The sequence below is a fragment of the Micromonospora sp. HNM0581 genome (genome assembly GCF_012726175.1).
Classification (GTDB): domain Bacteria; phylum Actinomycetota; class Actinomycetes; order Mycobacteriales; family Micromonosporaceae; genus Micromonospora.
This window is the reverse complement of the sequence record NZ_JAASAD010000008.1, coordinates 96,260-118,041: the sequence shown is the minus strand read 5'-3', so window position 1 is coordinate 118,041 and position 21,782 is coordinate 96,260. Positions and strand designations below refer to the sequence as shown.

Here is a 21,782-nt window from a genome sequence, read left to right as displayed (position 1 = left end):
TGACCGCAGGTTCAGGGCAGGCACAGCAGGTCGGCACTGTCGGCCCACAGGGCGTCCCGGGCGAGGTCGCTGCGGGCCAGGCGGGACGGGTCCGTCCAGGTCAGCTGGTTGCGCACGACACGGGCGTAGCAGCGCCCGGGCGGGGCGGTCACGACACCGAGCGTGAGATCGTTCAGGGCTGCGGCCACCGCGTCGCGGCGGTTGAACCGGGGCATCAGGCGGGTCGCCGGGCTGAGCAGCCGCCAGGCCGCCCGCATCGCGAGTGAGGTGTCGCGCAGCAGTCCGGTGCCGGGCGTCGGTCCGGGGTCGAACGCGACCACCCGCCAGCGCCCGTTGACGGCCTCCGGCCGGGCGGCGAGGGCCCGCGCGGTCAGCACGACGCACAGCTTCGACGACGTGTACGCCCGACCGCCGGCCGCTCGTGGGTCTGTGTCGCGCTCGGGGTCGGTTTCAGGGCGGGCCAGCAGGCGGGCGTCCGCGTGCCGGGGTGGTGTCGGCAGGAGCGTGGGGTGGTCGGGATCGTGAGTGCCGCTGGTAGTGAGGATGACGGTGGCCTCTGGTGCGAGATGCGGCATCAGCAGCCGGATCAGCAGGTAGTGCGCAAGGTGGTTGACGGCGAAGGTGGTTTCGAAGCCGTCGACGGTGCGCCGGTCAGCGTCGCGGAAGCTGAGGCCGGCGTTGAGCACGAGTGCGTCGATGGCGGTGCCGTCGAGCCGTTCGACGACGGCCCGGACGAAGGTGCGGACGAAGGTGCGGACGCTGTCCAGCTGGGCGAGATCCAGGGGCAGGGCGTCCGGGGCTTCCGACGCGCCGGTGCACTCACTTTCTTCCGGCTGATAATGCCTGCGTGACCTCCTCGCCTTCGCCACCGCCCAGAAGGATGCGCGCCGACGCCCAACGCAACCGGGCCCGAATCCTCGCCGCCGCCGAACAGGTCTTCGCGGCGGCGGGACCCTCCGCCTCGACCGAGGACCTCGCCGAACTCGCCGGTGTGGCGATCGGCACCGTCTTCCGGCACTTCCCCACGAAGGCCACCCTCATCGAGGCGGTCTTCGTTTCCCGGTTACGGGAGCTGACCGCGTACGCGCGGGAGATGGCCACCGTCGACGACGTCGGCACCGGCTTCTTCGCGTTCTTCACCGAAGCCGTCCGGCAGTCGACGGTCAAACACGCCTTCACCGACGCCATCGAACCCGGCGACGAGACGATGACCGCCGTCCGGACGGCGATCTCATCGGTCGGCGCCGACCTGCGCGACGCGATGGGCGAGCTACTGGTCAGAGCACAGCAGGCCGCGGCGGTACGGCCGGACGTCACCACGCCCGAGCTGATCGGGTTGATGGTCGGCACCGCACGGGCTCTGGAGCAGGTCGACCCCGACCAGGAAAGCCAACGGCGGATCCTCACGGTCCTCCGTGACGGACTCAAGGGCTGAACAGGACGCCGCCGCCCTGGGTGGAGGCGCAAACCCCGGCGAGGCGCCCCACCGGCCCCCACAGCACCTCGACGCAGCCCCGCCCACCGAGCCGCGCTGCCTCGGCGGCAGCCAGCGCGCCCAACACCGACCCGACCCGCGAGGAACCACCGAACTGGAAGTCGACCTGGGTGGTGTAGCAGCGGACGGCACGGACCTTCGCGGCGAGCCGGTCGCCGATGTCGACGGGCTGCTCGACCCCGTCCGGCACAGCCTGCCACGGGGGCTCCTGCGGTGCCCGGCGGACATACGGCACGTCACGCCACCACAGGACACCCGAGGCGCAGCTCACGACCGTCTCGGTGACGACCCGGTGGTCGACGTGCCCACCGAGCGCCTGCGGAGCGAGCACCAGATCCGCGGCGCGCAGCCGGAGGCTCAGGGCCACGGACAACGCGACACCGACGGTGTCGTCCGGGTGGACGCCGGTGAACAGAGCGGCGGCACTGTCGTAGCCGCGATGCGGAGCCTCCGGAAGCGGCAGATGCACCGGCACGGCACCGAGAATCCGGCAGGCCGCCACGTCCTCCGCACGGCGCAACGCCATGTAGTCGACGTCCGCCGGCAGGCCCTTGTCGAGTTGGGTGGACAGGGCGAACGGCGACGGGTCCGGCACGGAGGCGGTGAAGCAGGTCAGCACCTCGACGTACCATCCGGCGGCAGCGAGCACGGCCAGGGTGCCGCCGACGGAGAAGACCGCGTCGTCGAGATGTGGGCTGACCGCCACAGCGCGGCGGGTCACAGCAGGTGCGGTGCCGCGCGGAAGCGGCACGCCCGATCAGGCGGGGGGTCGGCGATCTCCGGCACGGTCGTGCCGAGCCCGTCGTAGATCGCGGTGACCCGGCCGGCGACCACCGGCCAGCTCCAGTCCCGTACCACGTCGCGGCGAGCCCGCGCGGCGAGTCGCGTACGCAGGTCGGCGTCGGCGAGGAGCCGGCGCACCGCCGTGGCCAGAGCCGCCGCATCCCCGGCGGGCACCAGCAGCCCGTTGTCCTCCGGGCGTACGCAGTCACGCACCCCGACCACGTCGGTGGAGACCACGGGCAGACCGGACGCCATCGCCTCGAGGATGGTGTTGGAGAAGCCCTCGGCGTAGGTGGGGCTGACGAAGATGTCACCGCGGGCGTACACCTGGTGAGCCGTCTCGTAGGGCACCGCGCCGAGCTGCTCGACGTCGTCGGTGAGGCCGAGTTCGGCGACCCGCGAGGTGGTGGCTTCCACGTCCGGGCCGATCCCCGAAATCAGCAGGCGTACCGGCGTGCCGTCGGCGCGCACCTTCGCCACCGCGTCGAGCAGGTCGAGCACGCCCTTACGGGCGTCGACGCGGCCGTGGTAGAGCAGCACCGGCGGGTCGGACAGCTCACCGAACGGCCGCGACGGTGCGAACCGGTCGGTGTCGGTGGCCCCCGGCACGACGGTGAACCGGGCCGGGTCGACGCCGTGCCGGTCGCACACCTCGGCGGCGAACGACTCCGAGCCGATCAGCAGTGCCGGCGCGGCCGCGAAGACCGCCCGGACCAGCTGCCGGTGGGTGTCGCAGCAGGTGCCGACCCAGTGCCCGTCGCCGCCCTGCACCGAGACCACGGCGGGCAGGCCCGCGGCCCGGGCCGCCCGCAGCACCGCCAGGCCGTTCGGGTAGGCGTACTGGGCGTGCAGGACGTCGAAGGGACGCCGGGCGTGCAGCCGGAGCACCGTGGCGGTCATCGCCGCCACGTCGGCCTCGAAGTCGGCCGGTTCACCCCGACCGACGGCCTGTTCGCCGTGCGCCTCCAGCGCGTACACGGTGACCCCTGCCGGCACCCGGTCCGGTGGCGGCGGGCCACCACCGTAGACGGCGCGACCGGCTGCGTCGCCCCGGAACTGGGAGACGAGCGTGACGTCGTGACCGGCCCGCACCAGGTGCCGGAGCAGGTTCTCCGCGTACGCGCTCATGCCGGACACCGCCGGCCAGTAGCGGCGGGAGACGAAGCAGATCCTCACGTCGCGGTCACCTCCAGCAACACCGCCTCGGAGTGGGCACGTTCGGCGGCCCGCAGCGCGGACAACGCGGCCGGTACCAGAACATCGGCCCGATGAGCGTCACGGGACAGCTCCAGGCTGACCAACCCGCGGTAGCCGGTCTCGGTGAGCGCGCCGAGCACCGCCGGCAGGTCCATGTCACCCTCGCCGGGTGCGCGGTGCTCGTGCCGGCCACGCGGCATGTCCTCCACCGCGCAGGCACCGAGCGCCGGCCGGAAGGCCCGCACCGCCTCGGCCGGCGAGTACCGGCCGGATACCAGGCAGTGCCCGGTGTCCAGGGCGAGGGTCAGGCCGGGCACCAGCGCGGCGAGGCGAGCCCAGTCGTCGCAGTCGTCGACCAGCATGCCCGGTTCCGGCTCGAACGCACACCGCACGCCCCGCCCGGTGGCGTACGAGACCACGTCACGGACGCCGTCGACGAGCCAGCCCCAGCAGCGTTCCCGGTCGGTGCCGGCCTCCGGCACGCCGGCCCAGAACGACACGGCCTCGCTGCCCAGGTCGGCCGCCACGTCGACGCAGGTACGCAGATAGTCACCCCGCCGGGCGCGGTCCGCCTCGTCCGGCGAGACCAGGGTCGGATGGTGTTTGCGGCGGGCGTCCAACAGGAAACGGGCACCCGTCTCCACGACACTGGCCAGGCCGAGTCCCGCGAGCCGGCGGGCGAGCCGCGCGGTACGGCCGGCAAGGTCCGGGGCGTACGGGTCGTGGTGCGCCACGTCGAGGGTGAGGGCCACCCCGTCGTAGCCAGTGTCGGCGAGCAACGCGAGGGCGTCGTCGAGGCGGTGCGAGGTCATCCCGTTGGTGTTGTAGGCGTACCGCAGGCTCATCCGGCGCTCCGGGCGACGGCGTGCCGGGCCGGTTCCCGGTACAGCGGATAGAGCGGTCCGACCGTACGGTTCACCCCGGCCAGGTCGAGCCAGGCGTCACCGCCGAGCTGCTCCCGTCCGGCCGCGTCCAGGACGACCGGTGCGGCCCCCTCGCGCGGCGGCGTACCCATGCCCACCAGCGGTGAGTCCCGCTCCACGAGCCGACGTACCCCACGCGCCCCGATCCGGCCGTAGGACATCGTCTCGGCCTCCAGCCCCGGCACGATCACCTTGACCGCGACCGCCCCCTCCCCCGGTGCCACGACCACCAGCACGTCGAAGTCGGCGAGCCTGCGCAGCAGATCCGACAACAGTGCGGGCGGATCGTCCAGTGCGCCGGACGCCACGGTGGGCAGCGACGAGAACGGCACCCGGGTCCGTTCGGCCAGCACCACCACAGTCAGCAGGTCACGCAGCTCGGCGCCGGTGAGCCGGGTCCACTCGCGCATCGCCCGCAACGCGTGCGGCTCCTGCGGCGTCAGGGGCCGGACGAACTCCCGCCGCCAGTACGCCTCCGGTGCTACCGGCGTCAGTGCGCCGAGCGCCCCATGGGAGAAGACCTTCCGGGCGCGGGACGACACGTACTCCAGCAGCGCCTTGCGCAGCGCGACCTCCCGGTCCGGGTGGGCTGCCTCGCCGCACGCGGTCACCGCCAGCGGCGGTGTCTCCGGCTCCCGGTCCATCCCGACGACGTGCACGTCGACCATCCCGAAGTCGGTGGCGGCGAGTTTCGGCAGCACCTCGACCCCGGCGTCACGCAGCCGCGCCAGCACCGCCAGGGTCACCGGGTCGCGCACCTCGTCCAGATCGAGCACCACACCGCGGTCCATGGCCCGGAAGGCGGTGACGTTGCCGTCGCGTTGCAGCAGCTCCAGCAGGCCGTGCGCGACCGCCCGCTCGACGGTGTCCCCCGCGCCGGAACCGTTGGTTATCACCGTGACGAGCCGTTCCGCCGGGTCCTGCCACGGCAGGTCGTCGCCGGACGAGGCACAGAACTCGGCCGGGACGAGGACGGTCTCGCCGGTACGCCAGCGCAACGTGGGCAGCCAGGACCGCGGTTGTTCGTCGTCGACGGTCGTGCCGGCGGTCAGCACCAGCGACCGGGGATCGACCACCCCGTCCGGCCCAACCTCACCCCGCAGCTGCGCGTAGGAGGCCCGGCGGGGAACGACACCACGCAGGTGCCGGTGCAGCAGCAGTTCCTCCGCCAGCTCCCCGTAGGCACCGGTACGAGCCTGCTCGGCGGTCAGCCCGTAGCCGAAGGCCACCGCCCGGGGCCAGCCGGCACCGAGGTGATCGGCGGTGACGACCGGCACGCCGAGCCGGTCCACCGCGCTCACGTCGAAATCACCGACCTCACCGGGCGGCAGGGCGGCGGCGAACTGGTCGGCGACCGACATCGCGGTGACCGTGTCGGTACGGGATCGCAGTGCTCGGGTCATGTCAGCTCCTCGATGGGAATCGGACCGGCCGTCGGTTGCCCGCGCAGCTGCCGGTCGAACAGGGCGAGCACCTGCTCACGGCCGACCGGCGCCGCGAACTCGAACGGGGTGGCGACCGCCTGGAAGTCGAGTGTCTCGATCAGCTCCCGGGCCTGACGAACTTCGGCGTGCGACAGCGGGATCTGGGCGTGGTACGCCTTGTGGCAGGACAACCCGACCGGCGTCGTGCCGGCCAGATCCACCTTGATCAGGTCACCGACGAAGAGGATGCCCCGTCGGGTGTCGTGCAGGACATTGTGGCCGGGGAAATGGCCACCGCTGCGGTACACGACCAGGCCGGGAGCCAACTCGTGCCGGTCGTCGATCGGCCACGTCACCTGGAACGCCTTCGTCCACACCAGATCGTCGACACCGATCGCGAGCACCGGCGGGGCCAGCTCGTCCTGCAACTGCCACAGCGCGCCGTAACCGTGCACGTGACTGGCACCGAGCGCGACCAGGCCACCGCGGCGGCGCAGGTCAGCAAGCGCGGCGGGCGGGTACCAGCCGGCGGCCTCCCAGCCGACCGCACCGGCGTCGGTCTCGATGACCCACCCGGTGCTGCCCAGCCCGAGCTGCGGCTCACACCAGTAGCCGGTCACCCCGGGGGCGACCTCGACCCACCGGGCCTGCCGCCCGTTCCCCACCTCGTCAGCCGAGTGGAACAGCCAACCCTCCTCCGGCAGGGCGTTGCGCACGTCCGTACAGACGGGGCAGCCCGGCGGCGGTGCGAACCAGCGTTGCCAGTGCCCGCAGTTGTCGCACGCGTACGGCCGCAGCGGCATGTCAAGCCCCTCCCACGGTGTGCAGCAACTCGTGCAGGCGCAGGTCCCGGGCCAGCGGCCAGGGCCAGTCGGCACCACGTACCGCCGCCCCGAACGCGCGGAGTTGCGCGGTGAACGGGCTGGTGCGGGTATCGAAGGGCAGCTCGGTGACGACGCCGGTGGCCGCGTCCAGACGCCGGAGGCTACCGCCGGCGGTCTGGCCCATCGTGTCCACCGCCACCAGCTGGGCACGGGTACCCACGATCTCCAGACGACGGCGGGGTAGTTGCTCGGCGGTGTTGAAGCTGACGTGTGCCGACACGAGGACGCCACCGGCCGTGACACCGGCCAGCACCGCCCCGTCGTCGACCGGGTAGGGGTGCACCCGCCGCTGGGTGAGCACCGCGAGGCTGGTCAGGTCGTCGCCGAGCAACACGCCGACGAGGTCCACGCCGTGCGGGGCGAGATCGGCCAACGCGCCGCCACCCGAGCGGGCCGGATCGACCCGCCAGTTGTCGTGCGGGCGGCCGTCCGGAGACCAGTCCGGGGGCAGCCAGCAGCCGTAGGTGATGCGTACCGCCGTCACCGTGCCCAGGTCCCCACCGGCGACACGCTCGGCGACGAGCCGGTGCGCCGGGTGGAACCGCTGGTCGAAGGCGGTACCGGCGAGTGTGCCACCGGCGGCGGCGACGAGCCGGCGGGCGTCGGTCACCGTCGCCGCGAGCGGCTTCTCGCAGAGCACCGGCAGTCCCGCCTTGGCGACCGCGGCGACCAGATCGGGGTGACTGTCGGTCGGCGTGGCGACGTAGACCGCCTCGACGTCGGGCTGATCGAGCAATGCGTCGAGCTCGGTGGTGGCCAGCGCCTCCGGCCGCAGGGCGGTGGCTGCCGCCGGGTCAGGGTCGCAAGCCACCAGGAGGCGGGCACCGGCGGCCCGCATCGCGGGAGCGACATGGTCACGCGCCACCCAGCCACAGCCCACCACACCCCAACGCACCGCATCGTTCACACCCGTCACCACCGCTCGGGCAGGTCGAGCAGGAGCCGACGGCACACCGCGTCCGGTCCGGGCGGGTCGGGCCAGCGCGGCGGCAGGTACGTCGCCGCCCGGTCGCCGTACTCGGCCGCCCACCGGTCGTCGGGCCAGGTGCGGTCACCGTCGGGGTAGAGGGGGTTCGGGCGCACCGGCACACCGTCGGCGGGTGTCAGCAGCGCAGGGTCGGCCGGTGCGGCGGCCTCGTCGCGGGCGAGCCCGAGCGCCTCCGTGGCGGCCAGCGCCGCCCCGGTGGCCGCCACCGGGAGCCGGCCACCGGCAGTCGCGGCGGTCAGCTCCTCCTCGGCGTACGCCGTGGCACCGGGCAGCAGCGCCGTCCACTCGTGGGCGCGCAGCGGCAGGCCGGCCCGGCCCGCCGGGTGCGCGGCGTTGTGCAGGTGCCCGAGTAGCACCGCTCCCCGTGGCCCGGCGGCGGCGGTGGCGGAGGCCACGAAGCCGGCCTTGTCCGACAGGAAGTACAGCGCGTCGTGGCAGGCGACGTGACGTGGCACGGACGAGGGCGGCAGCGGCCAGCCGGCGGTCAGGTCGGCGCAGACCAGGGCGACCGGTGCGCCGGTTGGCAACACGAAACGGCGGGCCAGCCACAACTTGGCGAAGACCACGTCGACACCGGTGAGGTCGGTGTGCCCGTGCAGCGCAAGATGCCGCAGCAGATGCCCGGCGCCGCAAGCAAGATCCACCACCGCCCGACCGGCCGGCGGGTGAGCGGCGGTCAGGGCCAGCGTGGCCAGCCAGCTGGGATCGGACCAGCGGTGCCGGAAGTAGGTGCCGACCCGGCCGAGACCAAGCAGGTCGACGGCCTCGGTGAGGCTTCCCGCCGCCAGCGCGGCACGCAGCCGGCGCGGTGCGGGCCGACCGCCGTCCCACCAGTCGTCGGTGTCGGCGAGAAGCAGCATCGTCGCACGGTGCGGGTCGCCGGCGTCCAGCGCCGCCACCGTGGCCGCACGTAGTTCCTCACGCCCGGGGCGTAGCCACGGGATACCTTCGACCACCGGCCAGCGGCGCATCCCGTCGGTGAGGCTGTGTGCGGTGTCGGCCCGCAGCCCGCTGCCGTCCGGGCCGCGCCACCGAGTACCGGCGACCGGGATACCGACGGCGGTCACAGCCCGGCCGCCCGCAGCACCGCACGGTGGTACCCGGCGAACGGCCCGTCGTGCACCAGTTGAAGGTCGACCAGTGCCTGCTCGGCGGTGAAGGCCGCCACCCGGGCGTGATGGTGGGTCTGGAGCACCCGGTCCAACACGTCGGCGGCGTGGAACGCGGCACCGAGCGGGGTGTCCACGTCGACCCGGCCCGCCAGCGCCGCGTCGACCCGGGCCGCGAGCGCAGCGGGCAGGCAGGCGAGTTCCATCTCGGTCAACCTGTCGACGATCGGGTCGAGGTGTTCACCGAGCAGCTGCTCACCGGCGAAACCGGCGTCGGGCAGCCGGGCGTTGTGCAGGTGGTGTGCCAGCCCGAGAAGAAATGCCTGGCCGAAATCCGCGCCGACGTCGTCGGCGAGCAACGCGGCGTAGACGGCCACCGCCCAGCTGTGCTCCGCGTGGTTCTCGGCGGGCTCGACCATCAGACGGGGCCGTCCCGGCGCGGTGGCACCGGCGCGGGGCTGCCGGCACAGGGCGGACACGAACGACGGCGCAGCATCAGCTGTCGCACGATCGGCCACCAGACCCGGCAGCGCATCACGTAGCCGACCGACCGTGGCCCCGTGCAGCGCGTCGGCGAGTTCCGCGACCGCCCGGGCAAGGACCGTCTCCGCGTCCGGCGCGGACAGTCCGCAGGCGGTGAGGGTGGCGGCGTCCAGGCCGGCGAGACGCGCCCCCGCCACGGCGGCGGCGCACTCCCGGGCCGCCACCGCCGCCGGATCCGCGCCGTCGACCAGCGCCGCCCACGACCGCTCGAAGGCCCGTGCGGCCACGGAGCCGTCGGCGTGCGCCACCCGGACGCGCTTCAGGTCACCGATCTGCCGAAAAGCCGGTACGACCGCAGCCAGCCGGCGGGTCGGCGCCGCCGCCAGCACGGCCGTCATGCCGCATCCAACCACCGCAGCAGGGTCCGCTCCTGAACGTGCAGGGCGTGTTCCGCAGTACCGCCGCGGGTCAACGGCGCCTTGAAGAAGTAGCCGAGCTGCTCCTGCGGGCCGCCCTCGCCACGGCGGGCCGCTTCCACGACCAGCCGCACCAACTCGATCACCAGCGGCGCGGCGAGGATCGAATCCCGACACAGGAAGTCGACCTTCATCTGCATCCGTTGACCCAGGAAGCCGACCAGGTCGATGTTGTCCCAGGCCTCCTTCGCATCACCTCGCGGCCGGTAGTAGTCGATACGGACCACGTGGTCCTCCACCGCGTACCCGAGCATGTCGTCGAGCACCGACCCCTTGGTGTCCAGCTTGCTGGCCAGCGACGACGGGTCGTCGAGGATATGCCCGTCCCGGTTGCCCAGGATGTTCGTGGAGTACCACCCTTCGACGACCAGCGCCCGGGATCGGAACGCCGGGGCCAGCACAGTCTTGATCAAGGTCTGGCCGGTCTTGCCGTCCTTGCCGGCGACCGGCACCCGCTCCCGCTCCGCCAGTTCGACGAGCGCCGGCACGTCTGCTCCGAGACTCGGGGTGAAGTTCACGTACGGGCACCCCTGCCGGATCGCCGCGTACGCGTAGAGCAGGCCCGGCGTCATCGTGGCGTCGTCGCGGTCGAGCCCCCTCTCGAACTCGGCCAGATCGGACAGCACCGGCGCGGTCGGGTCGGGGCGCGCCTCGGTGGAGGCGAGGTTGACCACCACCACCCGATCCAGTGCCTGTTCCGTCCGGAACCGGCGCAGGTCCTCGCAGACGTACGCGACCCGCTCACGCAGCGGTCCGACCGGCACCACGTTGGCGCCGGTCGCGTTGCGGCACCACTGCGGGTCGGACACCGCCGGCCAGGGCTTGATCGCCTGCAACGGTTCGGCCACGGTGTCCAGCTGCACCGGCTCCACCACCCGGTGCACGTGCGCGGCCTTCGCCAGGTCGTCCGGGCACAGGTCCCAACCGCCGAAAACCAGCGACTCGTACGGCACCAGGTCGGTGCGGTGGGCCAGCGGCAACCCCGACGTGTCGCGCATTCCCAACTTGAGCAGTTCCACCCCGGCCACCGCCGTCGTGGCCACCGCGCCACCCAGTCCCACCACCGCGACCCCGATGCGTTGCTCCGCCATGCTTCCTCCCGTGTCCACCCGGACGCCCGAACTCGGGCGGCCGGATACCCGCGAACGGAGCGGGCATTCCCGCAGCTCGACGCCGATCGGCCGGAGGGCACCGGCTACGACGATCGGCCGCTGCCGGCCGTCGCATGTGGGCAAGATGCAGGTAGGTGCGGACACCGCACCGGCGGTACGCCTACGGGGGAGGGGCTGCTCGTGAAGGTGCTCATCGCAGGTGGTGCCGGTTTCATCGGCAGCACCGTTGCCTCCTGCCTGCTCGACGCCGGCCACACGCCCGTGGTGATCGACAATCTGGTCACCGGTCGGCGGGAGTTCTGCTACGGCCGGATCTTCCACGAAGGCGACATCGCCGACGCCAGTCTGGTCGACGGCGTACTGCACCGTCATCCGGACATCGAAGCCGTCGTGCACTGCGCGGCCCTGACCGTCGTACCCGACTCGGTGGCCCGGCCGGTCGACTACTACCGCGCCAACGTCGCCGCGACGGTGGAGTTCGTCGACCGGCTACTCGTCCACGGCGTACGCCGCCTGATCTACAGCTCGTCGGCTTCGATCTACCAGCCGGGCCCGGACCTCGCGGTCGACGAGACGTCACCCCTGGGCGCCGGCAACCCGTACGCGCACACGAAGCTGGTGGTGGAACGGATGCTCGCCGACGTCGCGGCCAGTACCCCGCTGCGCGTGCTGTCGCTGCGCTACTTCAACCCGATCGGCACCGACCCGGCCCTGCGTACCGGGCTGCAACTGCCCACGCCCTCCCACGCGCTCGGTCGCCTCATCCACGCCCACCGCACCGGCGAGCCGTTCCCCGTCGCCGGGTTGGACTGGCCCACCCGCGACGGGTCCGGGCTGCGCGACTACGTTCACGTCTGGGACCTCGCCACCGCCCACCTGCGGGCCCTGGACCGCTTCGACGAACTCTTCCCCGCCGGTGGGCCCGGCCACCTGGCCGTCAATCTCGGCACCGGTACCGGTACCACGGTCCTGGAGCTGATCGCGGCGTTCAACGCGCTGGTCGACCCGACCGTCGCCGTGGCCGAGGCGCCACGCCGCCCCGGCGACGGGGTGGGGGCGTACACCCGGAGCCGCCTCGCCCGGGACCTGCTCGGCTGGCGCGCGGAGCGGGACCTGACCGCCGGCATCGCCGACTCCCTGGCCTGGTTCGGCCGGCGGGAACGGCTGCTACCCGACCTCGCCGTCGTGCCGCACAGCCTGGCCGGCTGACCGGCGCCGTCGGACCTGCCGTGACGTGAACACCGGGAGGGGGTGCCAGGAGTCATCTGCGGACGAGGATCTCGTCGAGCGGTTTGCGGTCGATCACGGGCACCACAGCGTCCGCCGCCGGGTATCCGACGGGAATCACGACGTACCCGCGCTCCTCCCGGGGCCGACCAAGGATGTCGTTGAGGAACCCCATCGGGCTCGGTGTGTGGGTCAGAGACGCCAGACCTGCCTGATGCAGCGCCGCCAGCAGAAAACCCACGGCGATGCCCACGGACTCCTTGACGTAGTAGGGCTTCGGCGACGTCGGGCCCTTGTGCACCTCGAACACCACGATCAAGCCCGGCGCGGTCTCCAGGAACGGCTTACGCCAGTCCGTTCCCAGCGGTGTCAACGCGTCCCGCCACTCGTCGGAGATCCGCCGCCGGTAGAACTCGCGCTCCTCGGCCTCGGCAGCCTCGCGCAACGTGCGGCGTACCTCGGGATCGGTGACCACCACGAACCGCCACGGCTGCACGTTGGCGCCACTGGGCGCGCTGCCCGCTGCCCGCACCGCCTCCTCGAGGACACCCGCGGGTATCGGGCGGTCGGAGAACTGACGGATGGAGCGCCGGGTCGACAGGCTCGCGGCGAAGGCGTGCGCCCGGGCCAACGCCTCGTCGGCAGGAACCTCGGAGCGGGGTGCGGCCCGCATCGACCCCACTGTTCCGTCTGCAGTCATCAGGTCAGTGTGCCGGACGCCACGGACGGGTACCCAGCGCGGACGTCGCATCCGGGTCCGGTGCACCGTCCGGCTCGGGTACCGCCCCGGACGGTGCCGCACCCTGCGCGGTACGACGGGTGTCCGACGCACTAACATTGCGGCGGTCTGCAGCGGCTGAAACGAGGCATGATGCGTTGGCTCCGGCAGTTGCTGGGTAGCAATCAGGTCCAGCTCGATCCAGGGCGGCAGCAGGCGCTGCTGCGGGAGGTCACTCACCACCACGACGTCGACTCACCGCTCCGGTTCCCCGCACACGTCGAAGCGATCACCCGGATACTGGACGACGACGACGGCTTGGTGGTGGCGGCCCGGATGGTCATCGAGGCCGCCGAAGAGGCTCACGCGGACCTGCAAGCCCAAGCCCACCACGTGCTCCGGCACACGGGCCGGCGGCTGCTGGTGAACCGCCGGAACTACCGGCCGCTGTGGAAGGAAGCCGCACCGGCCTTGCGGTGGCCGCTGTTCGCGCTGCCGAGCGGTCTCCACCCGTACGTGCAGGTGACCGCCGCCGTCTCGGTGATCGGCAGCCGCGCGCCCCGGCTCGGCCAGGTGACCGACCCGGACCTGCTCCTGGCCCGCGCCTTCGAGATGCTCGACCTCACCATCATCGGCTGGGAGTACGGCCGGGTACGGGTGGACACCGACGCCGCGGCACTGGCCGACCGTTTGATCACGGCCACCGGACAGGTTCTCGCGGCCCTCGACGATCCGCCTCGCCTACCACCTCCGGTCCGCGAGATGATGCGCCGCAACAACACTCTCGACGTCCACGATCCCACCGGCCCCCGCGTGGTCGACCGCATCAATCCGGGGGCACGGATGCGGGAAACCCTGCTGGTGTAATTGCCGATCCGCACGCCGGGCAGGAGGGATACCGCCGGTGATGCCGGGAACGGCAGCGTTCACCGACCCGAGGTCCGCAGACAGCGCCGCGTACGCCTGCTTCAACTGGTCGTGGCAGGTGGTTTCGTCGTCGGCCACCACGATGGCATGCCCGGTCCGGCCGCCGAATCGGGCCGCCTGGCCCTCCGGTGCCGTCCACACCGACTCGACACCGTCGGGCAGTGAAGCAGGTCGACCCGTGCGTAGGGTGTCTCCGTGGCGGAAGATGATCCCGGCGGTACGCCGCCGGGTGTGCCGCAGCTGCGGTTGTCTCCCGAGCGCCGTGTCGACCGCCGCCGCGACCAGGTCGACGCCGGTGGCCAACGGCACGAGCCGGGAGATCAGGTCACCACCGAGCCGGGCGTTGAGCCCGATCAACCGGGGTCCGTCGGCGGTCAACCGCACCTCGGTGTGGGTGACGCCCTCGCACAGCCCGAGCGCGGCGTGGGCGGCGTCGACGGCACGGCGTACCGAAGCCAGGTGCTCGACCTGCTCAGGAACTGAGATCATCCGGCTGGCTGTCGCGAGTTCGGGCGCTGGTCTCGGGTGCCGGGTGCCGGCCGCGACCACGTGCAACCGGCCACTGCGTACCACCACCGATTCGACGCTGAGCTGCGGCCCGTCCAGGTACTCCTCCACCAGAGCACCGTCGGCGCGGGCCGCCCTGGTGTAGGCACGGGCCAGATCCGCAGGTCCGCGGGCCAGCCGTACCCCGGCGCCGCCGGTCTCCGAACGCGGCTTGACCACGACCGGGTACCCCAGCTCGGCGGCAGCGCGCAGAGCCTGCACCTCGTCGGTGACCAGGACCGACCGAGCCGACGGCACCCCTGCGGCGGCCCACGCCTGGCGCATCCGGTGCTTGTCCCGACAGGCGCGGGCGGACGGCACAGGATGACCGGGTAGCCGCAGCGCGCTGGTGGTGGCCGCGGCGGTCTCGATCCAGGCCTCCTCCCAGGTGAGCACCGCATCCACGGATTTCTCGCGGGCCAGCAGCAGCACGGACGCCAGGTCGTCGGCGGCGATCCGGTGTACGGAGTCGGCGTAGCGGACCTCCCAGGTCGCTGGCGACTCCTGAGCGAGCACCACGTCGTGCTCGGCGGCCACCGATGCCAGGATGCGCTCGCGGTCCGGGTCCCGTCCGCTACCGAGGATCAGGATTGTGGGCATGATGGATCCTTACGTCGTAAGGGAAAAACTCACCCTTGCAGTTGCGAGGCGAGCAGGTCGACGTACGCGCCACCGGCGGCAACGAGTTCCTCGTGTGTTCCGGTCTCGACCATTCGTCCGGCGGACAGCACGACGATCCGGTCCGCGGTCCTGATGGTGGAGAGCCGATGGGCGATGATCAGCGTGGTCCGGCCGTGCCGGGCTTCGTTCATCGCCTGGTTGACCGCCTGTTCGCTTGCGGCGTCGAGGTTCGACACCGCCTCGTCCATCACCAGGATCGGAGCGTTCTTGAGCAGGGCCCGCGCGATCGCGATCCGTTGCCGTTGACCGCCGGACATGAGCGCGCCGAGTTCACCCGCGACGGTGTCGTAGCCCTCTGGCAGTGTCGTGATGAACTCGTGGGCCTGGGCGGCCCGCGCGGCGGCCTCGACATCCTCGTCGGAGGCGTCGGCGCGGCCCAGACGGATGTTCTCCCGCAGGCTGGTGTTGAACAGGAAGGTGTCCTGCGGAACCAGCGTCATGAGGCGGCGAAGGTCCTCCTGCGGGAAGTCGCGAACGTCGTGTCCGCCCACGGAAACTGACCCGGCGGTGACGTCCCAGAACCTCAGAAGCAGGTTGGCGCAGGTCGATTTCCCGGCACCGGAGTGTCCCACCAGCGCGACCGTATCGCCGGGGCGAATCTCGAAACAGACATCTCGTACGGCGGGGGTCAGGTCGCTGCGGTAGGCGAAGGTGACAGCGTCGAAGCGCACATGCGGCACGATCGGGCCCTCGGGCGGCTGGTCGACCAGGTCCGACACCGGGGCGGGTGCGTCGAGCAGCGTGTTGATGCGGTCCGCTGACGAGGCCACCACGGACAGTTCACGCGCGACCTCGGTCACCTTCAGCACGGGCAGCATCGCCATCGCCGCGAGTACGACGGCGACCGGGAAGAGAGCGCGGTCGAGTTCACCCGCGACGACGAGCCACGCGCCGAGAGTCAGCACCACCAGTATTCCCAGCAGTGCGATGGTGTCCGTGGCGGCGTACTCGATGCCACTACGGCGGCCGTGCGCGGATTTCGCTTCGGCCAGCCGGACGCTCTGCTTGCGGAGCAAACCGAGCCGCTGGAAGTGTGCGCCGAAGTTCACCAGTTCACGGAGCCCCTGGAAGGTGTCGGTGTTGTCGGCGCTGATCTGACTGAGCGAGTCGCGTAGCTCGTGCCCGTGTCGTTCAGCCTGCCGCCGCAGCCATGCCGGAACCGAGGCAAGCAGTACCAGCACCGGAATCAGGACGCAGGCCAGTGACCAGTGGAACCAGCCGAGAGCGACGGTGGTGGCCACGGGCACGGTCGACGCGACCGCGAGCGGACTGAGGGTGTGGGCGAAGAACAACTCGATCTGTTCGACGTCCGCGACCGCGGCGGCGCCGAGGTCACCGGAGCGCCGTTCGAGCATGTAACCGGGCGAGAGCCGTTCGAAGGCGCTGTACACCTTCGCCCGGGTGTCGGCCAGTGCGCGGAAGGCGGCGATGTGGGCGTACGTGCTGTCAGCGATGCTCAGGACGACCAACGGCACGATGAGGGCGCCGAGGGTTGTCAACCAGCCGGTGAGTTCGTCGAGCGGGGCTCCCGTCGCGGCCCGGGCCACCACGTAGGCACCGATGCCGGATGAGGCGAGCAGGAACAGTTGGTGCAGCGCACCAGCCAGATAGGCCACCAGGATGAGCCGGCGATGCTCGCCCAGCAGGGGCATCAGACTCCTCAGCCTGATGATCAGCGACGGACTGCGGCCGCCTCCCGTGTCGTGGTCGTGGTCGTGGCTGTGGCTGTGGTCGTGGCTGTGGCTGTGGTCGTGGCTGTGGTTGTGCACGGTCAGGGTCATGCGAGGGCACCAGCCTGGGTAGCGACGAGTTCGGCGTAACGGCCCTTGCGTGCCACCAGGTCGGGGTGGCTGCCGAATTCGACCACCCGGCCGGATTCCATCACCACGATCCGGTCGGCTGCACGCACCGTGGACAACCGGTGCGCGATGATGATCGTCGTCCGGCCGAGGGTCAGGTCACCGAGGGCCTGCGTGATCTCTGCCTCGTTGGCTGCGTCGATGCTCGAGGTCGGTTCGTCGAGCACGAGCACGGGGGCGTCCTTGAGCAGCGCGCGCGCGATCGCGATGCGCTGCCGCTCGCCACCGGACAGTTTCAGGCCGCGTTCACCGACGACGGTGTCGAGGCCCTGGGGAAGACGGGCGATGAAGTCGGCGGCCTGCGCCGCGGTCACCGCGCGTCGGATCTGCTCGTCGGTGGCGTCCGGCCTGGCAAGGAGCAGGTTGTCACGTACGGTGCCGTGGAACAGGTAGGTATCCTGTGAGACCACGCCGATCATCGATCGCAGGTCACGCAGGGGGAACTCGCGGATGTCGCGGCCATTGATTCGGATCGACCCCTCGTCGGTGTCGAAGTAGCGCATGAGCAACCCGATGATGGTGCTCTTCCCTGCTCCCGAGCGCCCCACGATGGCCACCCGCTCGCCCGGCGTTATGACCAGGTTGAGCCCGTCCAGCGCGGGCGCCCGCCGGGTCGGGTAACAGAATCGGAGATCGTGGAACTCCAGGCCCGGAGGATCACAGGGCAGATCTGGTGCCGGGGTCGTCGGTTCCTTGACCACCGGCTCCAGATTCAGCACGTCGGCGACCGCACGGCTGGCCGGGATGGCGTAGTAGGCCGAGTGGTAGGCCGCCTCCAGTTCGGTCATCGGACGGAACGTCTCGCGGGTGAGCATGAGAATCGTGAACAATCCCGCGACACCCACCGAGCCGGTGGCTGCGTGCCAGGCGCCCAGACCCACCGCGGCGGTGGTGCCGATCGGGACCATCAGCGCGCCGATGCTGGAGGTGCCGCACCAGGCCACCATCAGCCTGATCGAGTCACGGCAGAACGCCTCCCCACGTTCGATGAGCTCTCGACCGCGCCGCCCGCTGGCGTTGAACGCCTTCAGGGTCGCCATCCCCTGCACAGCGTCCAGACTCTCCGAGTACATGCTCCGGTAGGAGACCGTCCAGCGGCTACCACGTTCCCTGATCGACTTTTCCCCGGCCAACTTCGACAACGGGGCGAGCAGCGCACAGCCCAACACGACCAGACCCACCACCGGGTCCACCGCTATCACGTACATCGAGGCGAGACAGGAACCCAGCACCGACGCGAGCACCGTCGGGACGAACCGACCGAGCAACGGATCGAGCAACTCCACGGAGTCCACAAGCGTGGACTGCAGGTCTCCGGTACGCATCCGTTGCGCCTGTCCGGGACCGATCTCCATCAGCTTGAGGGTCAGTCCTTCACGTACCGCCCCCTTCACCCGGGCCGACACTTTCGGCGCCCATGCGTCCCGCACCACGATCAGCCCGATCCGAACCACCTGCAGCACGCCGATCACGACCAGGGGTACCGCCAAGCCGGCGATGTCAGCCGACGAGAAGACCGTGGACAGCAGGTCCGCGATCATCAGGCCCTGGCCGACGTAGGTCGCCGTCACCAGTAACATCACCCCGACCAGGCCGGCGATCTCCACCCACGACCGTGGTCGCAGGCCAAGGAACAACTTCACCGTCGACCACACGCCGACACCTCCACACTGACAAGATCACCGACCGCAGGCAGCCGGCCATCGTGGGCCGTCCCTACCGTCGCTTACGGTAACGGGAACCGTTATCTTTCCAGACAAAACGATGACAGTAGAGCAAGACACCCTTCGGCTAGTGCACCTGCTCCGGCGTCTGTCCAGCCCGTTCGGTCCCAGTGCGACGCAGCATCGACGCGAGCCGGTCGACGACCTGCGCGTCGTACAGACCGTTGGCAGCCATCCACTCGTCGTTGAAGACGGTGTCGAGGTACTTCTCACCGCCGTCGCACACCAACGCGACGATGGTGGTCTCCGGCCCCACGCGCTGCGCCCGCTCCAGCGCCTTGTACACCACGCCCCCCGCCGAGCCGCCCACGAGGATGCCGAAACTCCGGGCGAGGTAACGGCAGGTCTCGAACGCCTCGGAATCGCTGACCTTGATCCCCTCGTCGATCAAGCGGTAGTCGAGGGTGTCACAGATCTCCGACACCACCGGCGTCCCGGTCCCTGACTGATGGTAGGGAGCCTCTTCGCCACCGAAGTTCACCGAACCCACCGGCTCGACACCGACGATCCTCAGCCCCGGGATGCGTTCGCGGAGGACCCGGCCCGTCCCGCAGAGCGATCCGCCGGTGCCGACCGCTCCGTACAGGTAGTGGATCTCGCCACCCAGATCGTCGTACAACTCGCGGGCGAGCGGCCGGTATCCGTTCGGGTTTCCCGGGTTACTGTCCTGCGAGGTGCAGAACGCTCCCTGCTCGGCCGCGAGCCGGCGGGCGGTGGCATAGCGTTCGGCGGTGGCCAGTCCGTCATGGCCGCCGCCGACGTTCAACAACTCGGCCCCGTAGGCGAGCATCCCGCGCAGCTTGTCGACACTGGAATGGTTGTCCACCACGGCGGTGAACCGGTAGCCCCGTTCAGCGGCGATGAGTGCCAGGCCGATCCCGGTGTTACCGGAGGTGGCCTCGACCAGCCACCCGCCCGGGGCGAGCAACCCCTGTTCCTCGGCCTCGTCCACCATGTTCCGGGCCATCCGGATCTTGGCGGTACCGGTGGGGTTGTACTGTTCCATCTTGAGCAGGACGGTGCCCGCCCCTTCCGGCACCGACAGTCTGAGCAGCGGCGTCCGCCCAATCAGATCGGATACCCTGTCCCTGATCATTGCTCACCCTCCGCACAGATTCGCATCAGACAACGCACAAAGAAGTCGTTGTCCTCGGGAAGCGACAATGAGGCTCGGATGAAGGTCTCGTATCCCGGCTCACGCCAGGCCTTGACGACGATCCCGAGACGGTGCAACTCCTGGGCCACCCAGTCGGAGCGGTGCCCCGTGTCGATGAACACGAAGTTGGCCGACGACGGGGCCACACGGAAGCCCGCTTCGCGCAGCCTGTCCGCGACCCGGACGATCTCGACGCCGGTCCGCCGGACAGTTTCCGCCAGATGCGCGTGGTCACCCAGCGCTGCGACGGCCGCGTCCTGGGCCAACTGGTTGACGTTGTAGGGCGCGCGAACCCGATCCAGCGCCTCGACCAAGGCGTCGTCGGAAGCGACACCGTAGCCCACCCGGACACCCGCCAGGCCGTACGCCTTGGAGAAGGTGCGTAGGACGATCCACGGCCGGTGCTGCTCGCGCAGCACCGCCAGTCCGTCGGGATAGCTCGGGTCGGGCCGGGCGAACTCGCAGTACGCCTCGTCGAGCACCAGCAGAGCCGACTGCGGGGTCTCGGCCACAAGGTGCTCCAACTCGCCGATACTGAGGATCGCGCCGGTCGGATTGCACGGATTGGCAAGGAAGATCAGTTTCGGGCCGGCCGCCAGCGCGTCCCGCCAGGCGGACGGGTCGAACCCGAACGCCGCGGTGACCGGGACCTTCTCGACCCGGGCCCCCACCATCCGGGGAAAGATCTCGTGCAGGCTGAAGCCCGGTGCCTGCGTGGTCACCAGGTCGCCCGGATCCAGTACCGCCTGGCACAGCAGCTCCAGGATGTTCTCCGAACCGTTGCCCAGGACGATCCGCTCCGCAGGTACCGCCAGGCGCTCCCCGATGGCCTCCGCCAGCCGCCTCCCGGTGGGGTCGGGATAGCGGGAGACACTGCTGTCCAGACGCCTGCGTACCGCTTCGGTCGCCAACGGCGAACAACCGAACGGACTCTCGTTGTTGGACAGCTTGATCACGTGGGCGGTGCCGCTGCAGGCGGCCACCGCATCGGGGTCGGCGCCGGGATCGTAGGCGGGCAGGCCCGCCACCACCTCACGCACAACGGATGCCGAGGTCACCGCCGCGACGACACCGGCCTCGACCGCGCTCACCAGAAATCGACCCGCTGGCCACGCCCGGCGGCCAGCGCGAGGTCCGCGATGTAGCGGCCCAGCGCGGCGTCGGTGACCGCCATCCCGCTGCTGTAGGCGAAGACCACATCGCCGGGATCACGTCGGGCCGGTGTCCGGCCGAGCAGGATGTCGGGCAGTTCCCCGTCGATCGGGGGCAGGCTCCCGTCCGGGCCCCGCAGTTTGCCGCAGGTCACCTGCATCTGGGTGATGTCGGTGGCGATCCGGTAGTCGGCGCCGTGGAACACGTCGTGCACGCCGTAGCCGAGCAGAACGGAGATCGATCCGGGCTTCACCCAGTCACGCTGGACCACCTTCGTCACGGACAGACCGGATGCGCCGATCAGGATGTCCGCTTCGCCGGCGGCTTTCTGGAGATCGTCGACGATCTCCACCTCGCGACCGTCGACACTGTCCTGAACGGCCCGTAGTCCGTCGGCGTAGGTACCGCAGACCTGCAACCGCTCCAGCTCCGGCAGCGCCGCGACCAGCATCGGCAGGGCCATCTGCCCCTGGACGCCGGTACCGATCACCAGGGCGGTGCGAGCGTCCGGGCAGGCGGCCCGGGCGAACAACGCGCTGCTGGCCGACGATCGCAACGGCCCCAGTTTCACCACGTCCATCAGTGCGATGGGCGTCCCGGTGGTGTCATCGGCGATGAAGATGAACGAGTGGAACCGATAGTCGTCGCGGCGGCGGCTCGGGTCGAACTCGTAGACGGCTTTGAAACAGACCGTGTCGGTGCCGCCGTCTCGGGCCACCATCGAGTAGCTGAGCGAGTGATCGTCCGGGTCCTCGATGACCGTCTTGACCGGGTTGTTCGACCCGCTCTCCCGCAGAGCGCGGTAGGCGCCCTCGACGACGTCAAGGACCTGCCGATAGTCGAAGTTCAGCCCTTCCTGCTCCGACTGCGGCAGCAACCACAACTGTCCGGGCGCGGCGTAGCGCTGTGACATGAGAG

19 protein-coding genes and 1 pseudogene are annotated in these 21,782 nt (G+C 70.9%); 3 read left to right on the top strand and 17 right to left on the bottom strand.

Annotation, left to right across the window (positions count from 1 at the left end; all coding sequences use genetic code 11):
* Positions 1-11: 11 nt before the first annotated feature.
* Entirely contained in the window at positions 12-869 is an 858-nt protein-coding gene (locus tag HCA58_RS12605) for an SDR family NAD(P)-dependent oxidoreductase (RefSeq protein ID WP_169597986.1), read from the bottom strand.
* Here HCA58_RS12605 and HCA58_RS12600 point away from each other — a divergent pair.
* Positions 848-1,435, top strand: coding sequence for a TetR/AcrR family transcriptional regulator (locus tag HCA58_RS12600; protein ID WP_205808463.1), 588 nt, complete (start codon positions 848-850; stop codon positions 1,433-1,435). The genes HCA58_RS12605 and HCA58_RS12600 overlap by 22 nt on opposite strands.
* Here the strand turns inward: HCA58_RS12600 and HCA58_RS12595 are convergent.
* Genes HCA58_RS12595 through HCA58_RS12555 form a run of 9 tightly spaced genes read right to left on the bottom strand, consistent with a single transcriptional unit; the run spans position 1,425 to position 10,853 of the window.
* Positions 1,425-2,216, bottom strand: a complete 792-nt coding sequence (locus HCA58_RS12595; RefSeq protein ID WP_169597985.1) for a PIG-L family deacetylase — start codon at positions 2,214-2,216, stop codon at positions 1,425-1,427. The genes HCA58_RS12600 and HCA58_RS12595 overlap by 11 nt on opposite strands.
* Positions 2,213-3,454, bottom strand: a complete 1,242-nt coding sequence (locus tag HCA58_RS12590) for a glycosyltransferase family 4 protein (protein ID WP_169597984.1) — start codon at positions 3,452-3,454, stop codon at positions 2,213-2,215. Before HCA58_RS12590 ends, HCA58_RS12595 begins: the two co-directional genes overlap by 4 nt.
* Positions 3,451-4,320, bottom strand: a complete 870-nt coding sequence (locus tag HCA58_RS12585; RefSeq protein ID WP_169597983.1) for a sugar phosphate isomerase/epimerase family protein — start codon at positions 4,318-4,320, stop codon at positions 3,451-3,453. Before HCA58_RS12585 ends, HCA58_RS12590 begins: the two co-directional genes overlap by 4 nt.
* On the bottom strand, positions 4,317-5,801 hold the full coding sequence (locus tag HCA58_RS12580; protein WP_205808462.1) for a YcaO-like family protein: 1,485 nt from the start codon (positions 5,799-5,801) through the stop codon (positions 4,317-4,319). Before HCA58_RS12580 ends, HCA58_RS12585 begins: the two co-directional genes overlap by 4 nt.
* A complete protein-coding gene (locus HCA58_RS12575) occupies positions 5,798-6,625 on the bottom strand; it encodes a hypothetical protein (RefSeq protein WP_169597982.1) in 828 nt (275 codons plus the stop codon). Before HCA58_RS12575 ends, HCA58_RS12580 begins: the two co-directional genes overlap by 4 nt.
* A 1-nt stretch (position 6,626) precedes the next feature.
* A complete protein-coding gene (locus HCA58_RS12570; RefSeq protein ID WP_169597981.1) occupies positions 6,627-7,613 on the bottom strand; it encodes a Gfo/Idh/MocA family oxidoreductase in 987 nt (328 codons plus the stop codon).
* A gap of 5 nt (positions 7,614-7,618) precedes the next feature.
* Positions 7,619-8,761 carry a class I SAM-dependent methyltransferase gene (locus HCA58_RS12565; RefSeq protein ID WP_205808461.1) on the bottom strand — a complete coding sequence of 381 codons (1,143 nt, stop codon included), beginning with the start codon at positions 8,759-8,761 and terminating at the stop codon, positions 7,619-7,621.
* Entirely contained in the window at positions 8,758-9,684 is a 927-nt protein-coding gene (locus tag HCA58_RS12560) for an HD domain-containing protein (protein WP_205808460.1), read from the bottom strand. The genes HCA58_RS12565 and HCA58_RS12560 overlap by 4 nt, the downstream gene beginning before the upstream one ends.
* Complete coding sequence (locus tag HCA58_RS12555; protein WP_169597980.1) at positions 9,681-10,853, bottom strand: inositol-3-phosphate synthase; 1,173 nt, start codon at positions 10,851-10,853, stop codon at positions 9,681-9,683. Before HCA58_RS12555 ends, HCA58_RS12560 begins: the two co-directional genes overlap by 4 nt.
* A gap of 201 nt (positions 10,854-11,054) precedes the next feature.
* Between HCA58_RS12555 and galE the strand changes: the two genes are divergently transcribed.
* Positions 11,055-12,083, top strand: a complete 1,029-nt coding sequence (gene galE, locus HCA58_RS12550) for a UDP-glucose 4-epimerase GalE (RefSeq protein WP_169597979.1) — start codon at positions 11,055-11,057, stop codon at positions 12,081-12,083.
* Positions 12,084-12,135: 52 nt separating this feature from the next.
* Here galE and HCA58_RS12545 read toward each other — a convergent pair whose 3' ends face one another.
* Positions 12,136-12,774 (bottom strand): nitroreductase family protein, encoded by a 639-nt coding sequence (locus tag HCA58_RS12545; RefSeq protein WP_240956148.1) that lies wholly within the window; start codon positions 12,772-12,774, stop codon positions 12,136-12,138.
* A 198-nt stretch (positions 12,775-12,972) separates the two neighbouring features.
* On the opposite strand from HCA58_RS12545, the gene HCA58_RS12540 reads away from it, so the two are divergent.
* Positions 12,973-13,686: a hypothetical protein gene (locus tag HCA58_RS12540; protein ID WP_169597977.1), complete on the top strand. Its 714-nt coding sequence runs from the start codon at positions 12,973-12,975 to the stop codon at positions 13,684-13,686.
* 318 nt (positions 13,687-14,004) lie between these two features.
* Here HCA58_RS12540 and HCA58_RS23535 read toward each other — a convergent pair.
* The 6 genes and pseudogenes from HCA58_RS23535 to HCA58_RS12515 form a co-directional block, all read right to left on the bottom strand.
* Positions 14,005-14,577, bottom strand: a pseudogene (locus HCA58_RS23535) (ATP-grasp domain-containing protein); the annotation flags it as partial.
* A gap of 344 nt (positions 14,578-14,921) precedes the next feature.
* A complete protein-coding gene (locus HCA58_RS12535; protein ID WP_169597976.1) occupies positions 14,922-16,754 on the bottom strand; it encodes an ABC transporter ATP-binding protein in 1,833 nt (610 codons plus the stop codon).
* Positions 16,751-18,487: an ABC transporter ATP-binding protein gene (locus tag HCA58_RS12530; RefSeq protein WP_169597975.1), complete on the bottom strand. Its 1,737-nt coding sequence runs from the start codon at positions 18,485-18,487 to the stop codon at positions 16,751-16,753. Before HCA58_RS12530 ends, HCA58_RS12535 begins: the two co-directional genes overlap by 4 nt.
* Positions 18,488-18,623: 136 nt before the next feature.
* A complete protein-coding gene (locus HCA58_RS12525) occupies positions 18,624-19,652 on the bottom strand; it encodes a cysteine synthase family protein (RefSeq protein WP_169597974.1) in 1,029 nt (342 codons plus the stop codon).
* Complete coding sequence (gene hisC / locus HCA58_RS12520; protein WP_169597973.1) at positions 19,649-20,803, bottom strand: histidinol-phosphate transaminase; 1,155 nt, start codon at positions 20,801-20,803, stop codon at positions 19,649-19,651. The genes HCA58_RS12525 and hisC overlap by 4 nt, the downstream gene beginning before the upstream one ends.
* Positions 20,800-21,777, bottom strand: a complete 978-nt coding sequence (locus HCA58_RS12515; RefSeq protein WP_169597972.1) for an ornithine cyclodeaminase — start codon at positions 21,775-21,777, stop codon at positions 20,800-20,802. The genes hisC and HCA58_RS12515 overlap by 4 nt, the downstream gene beginning before the upstream one ends.
* Positions 21,778-21,782: the final 5 nt, after the last annotated feature.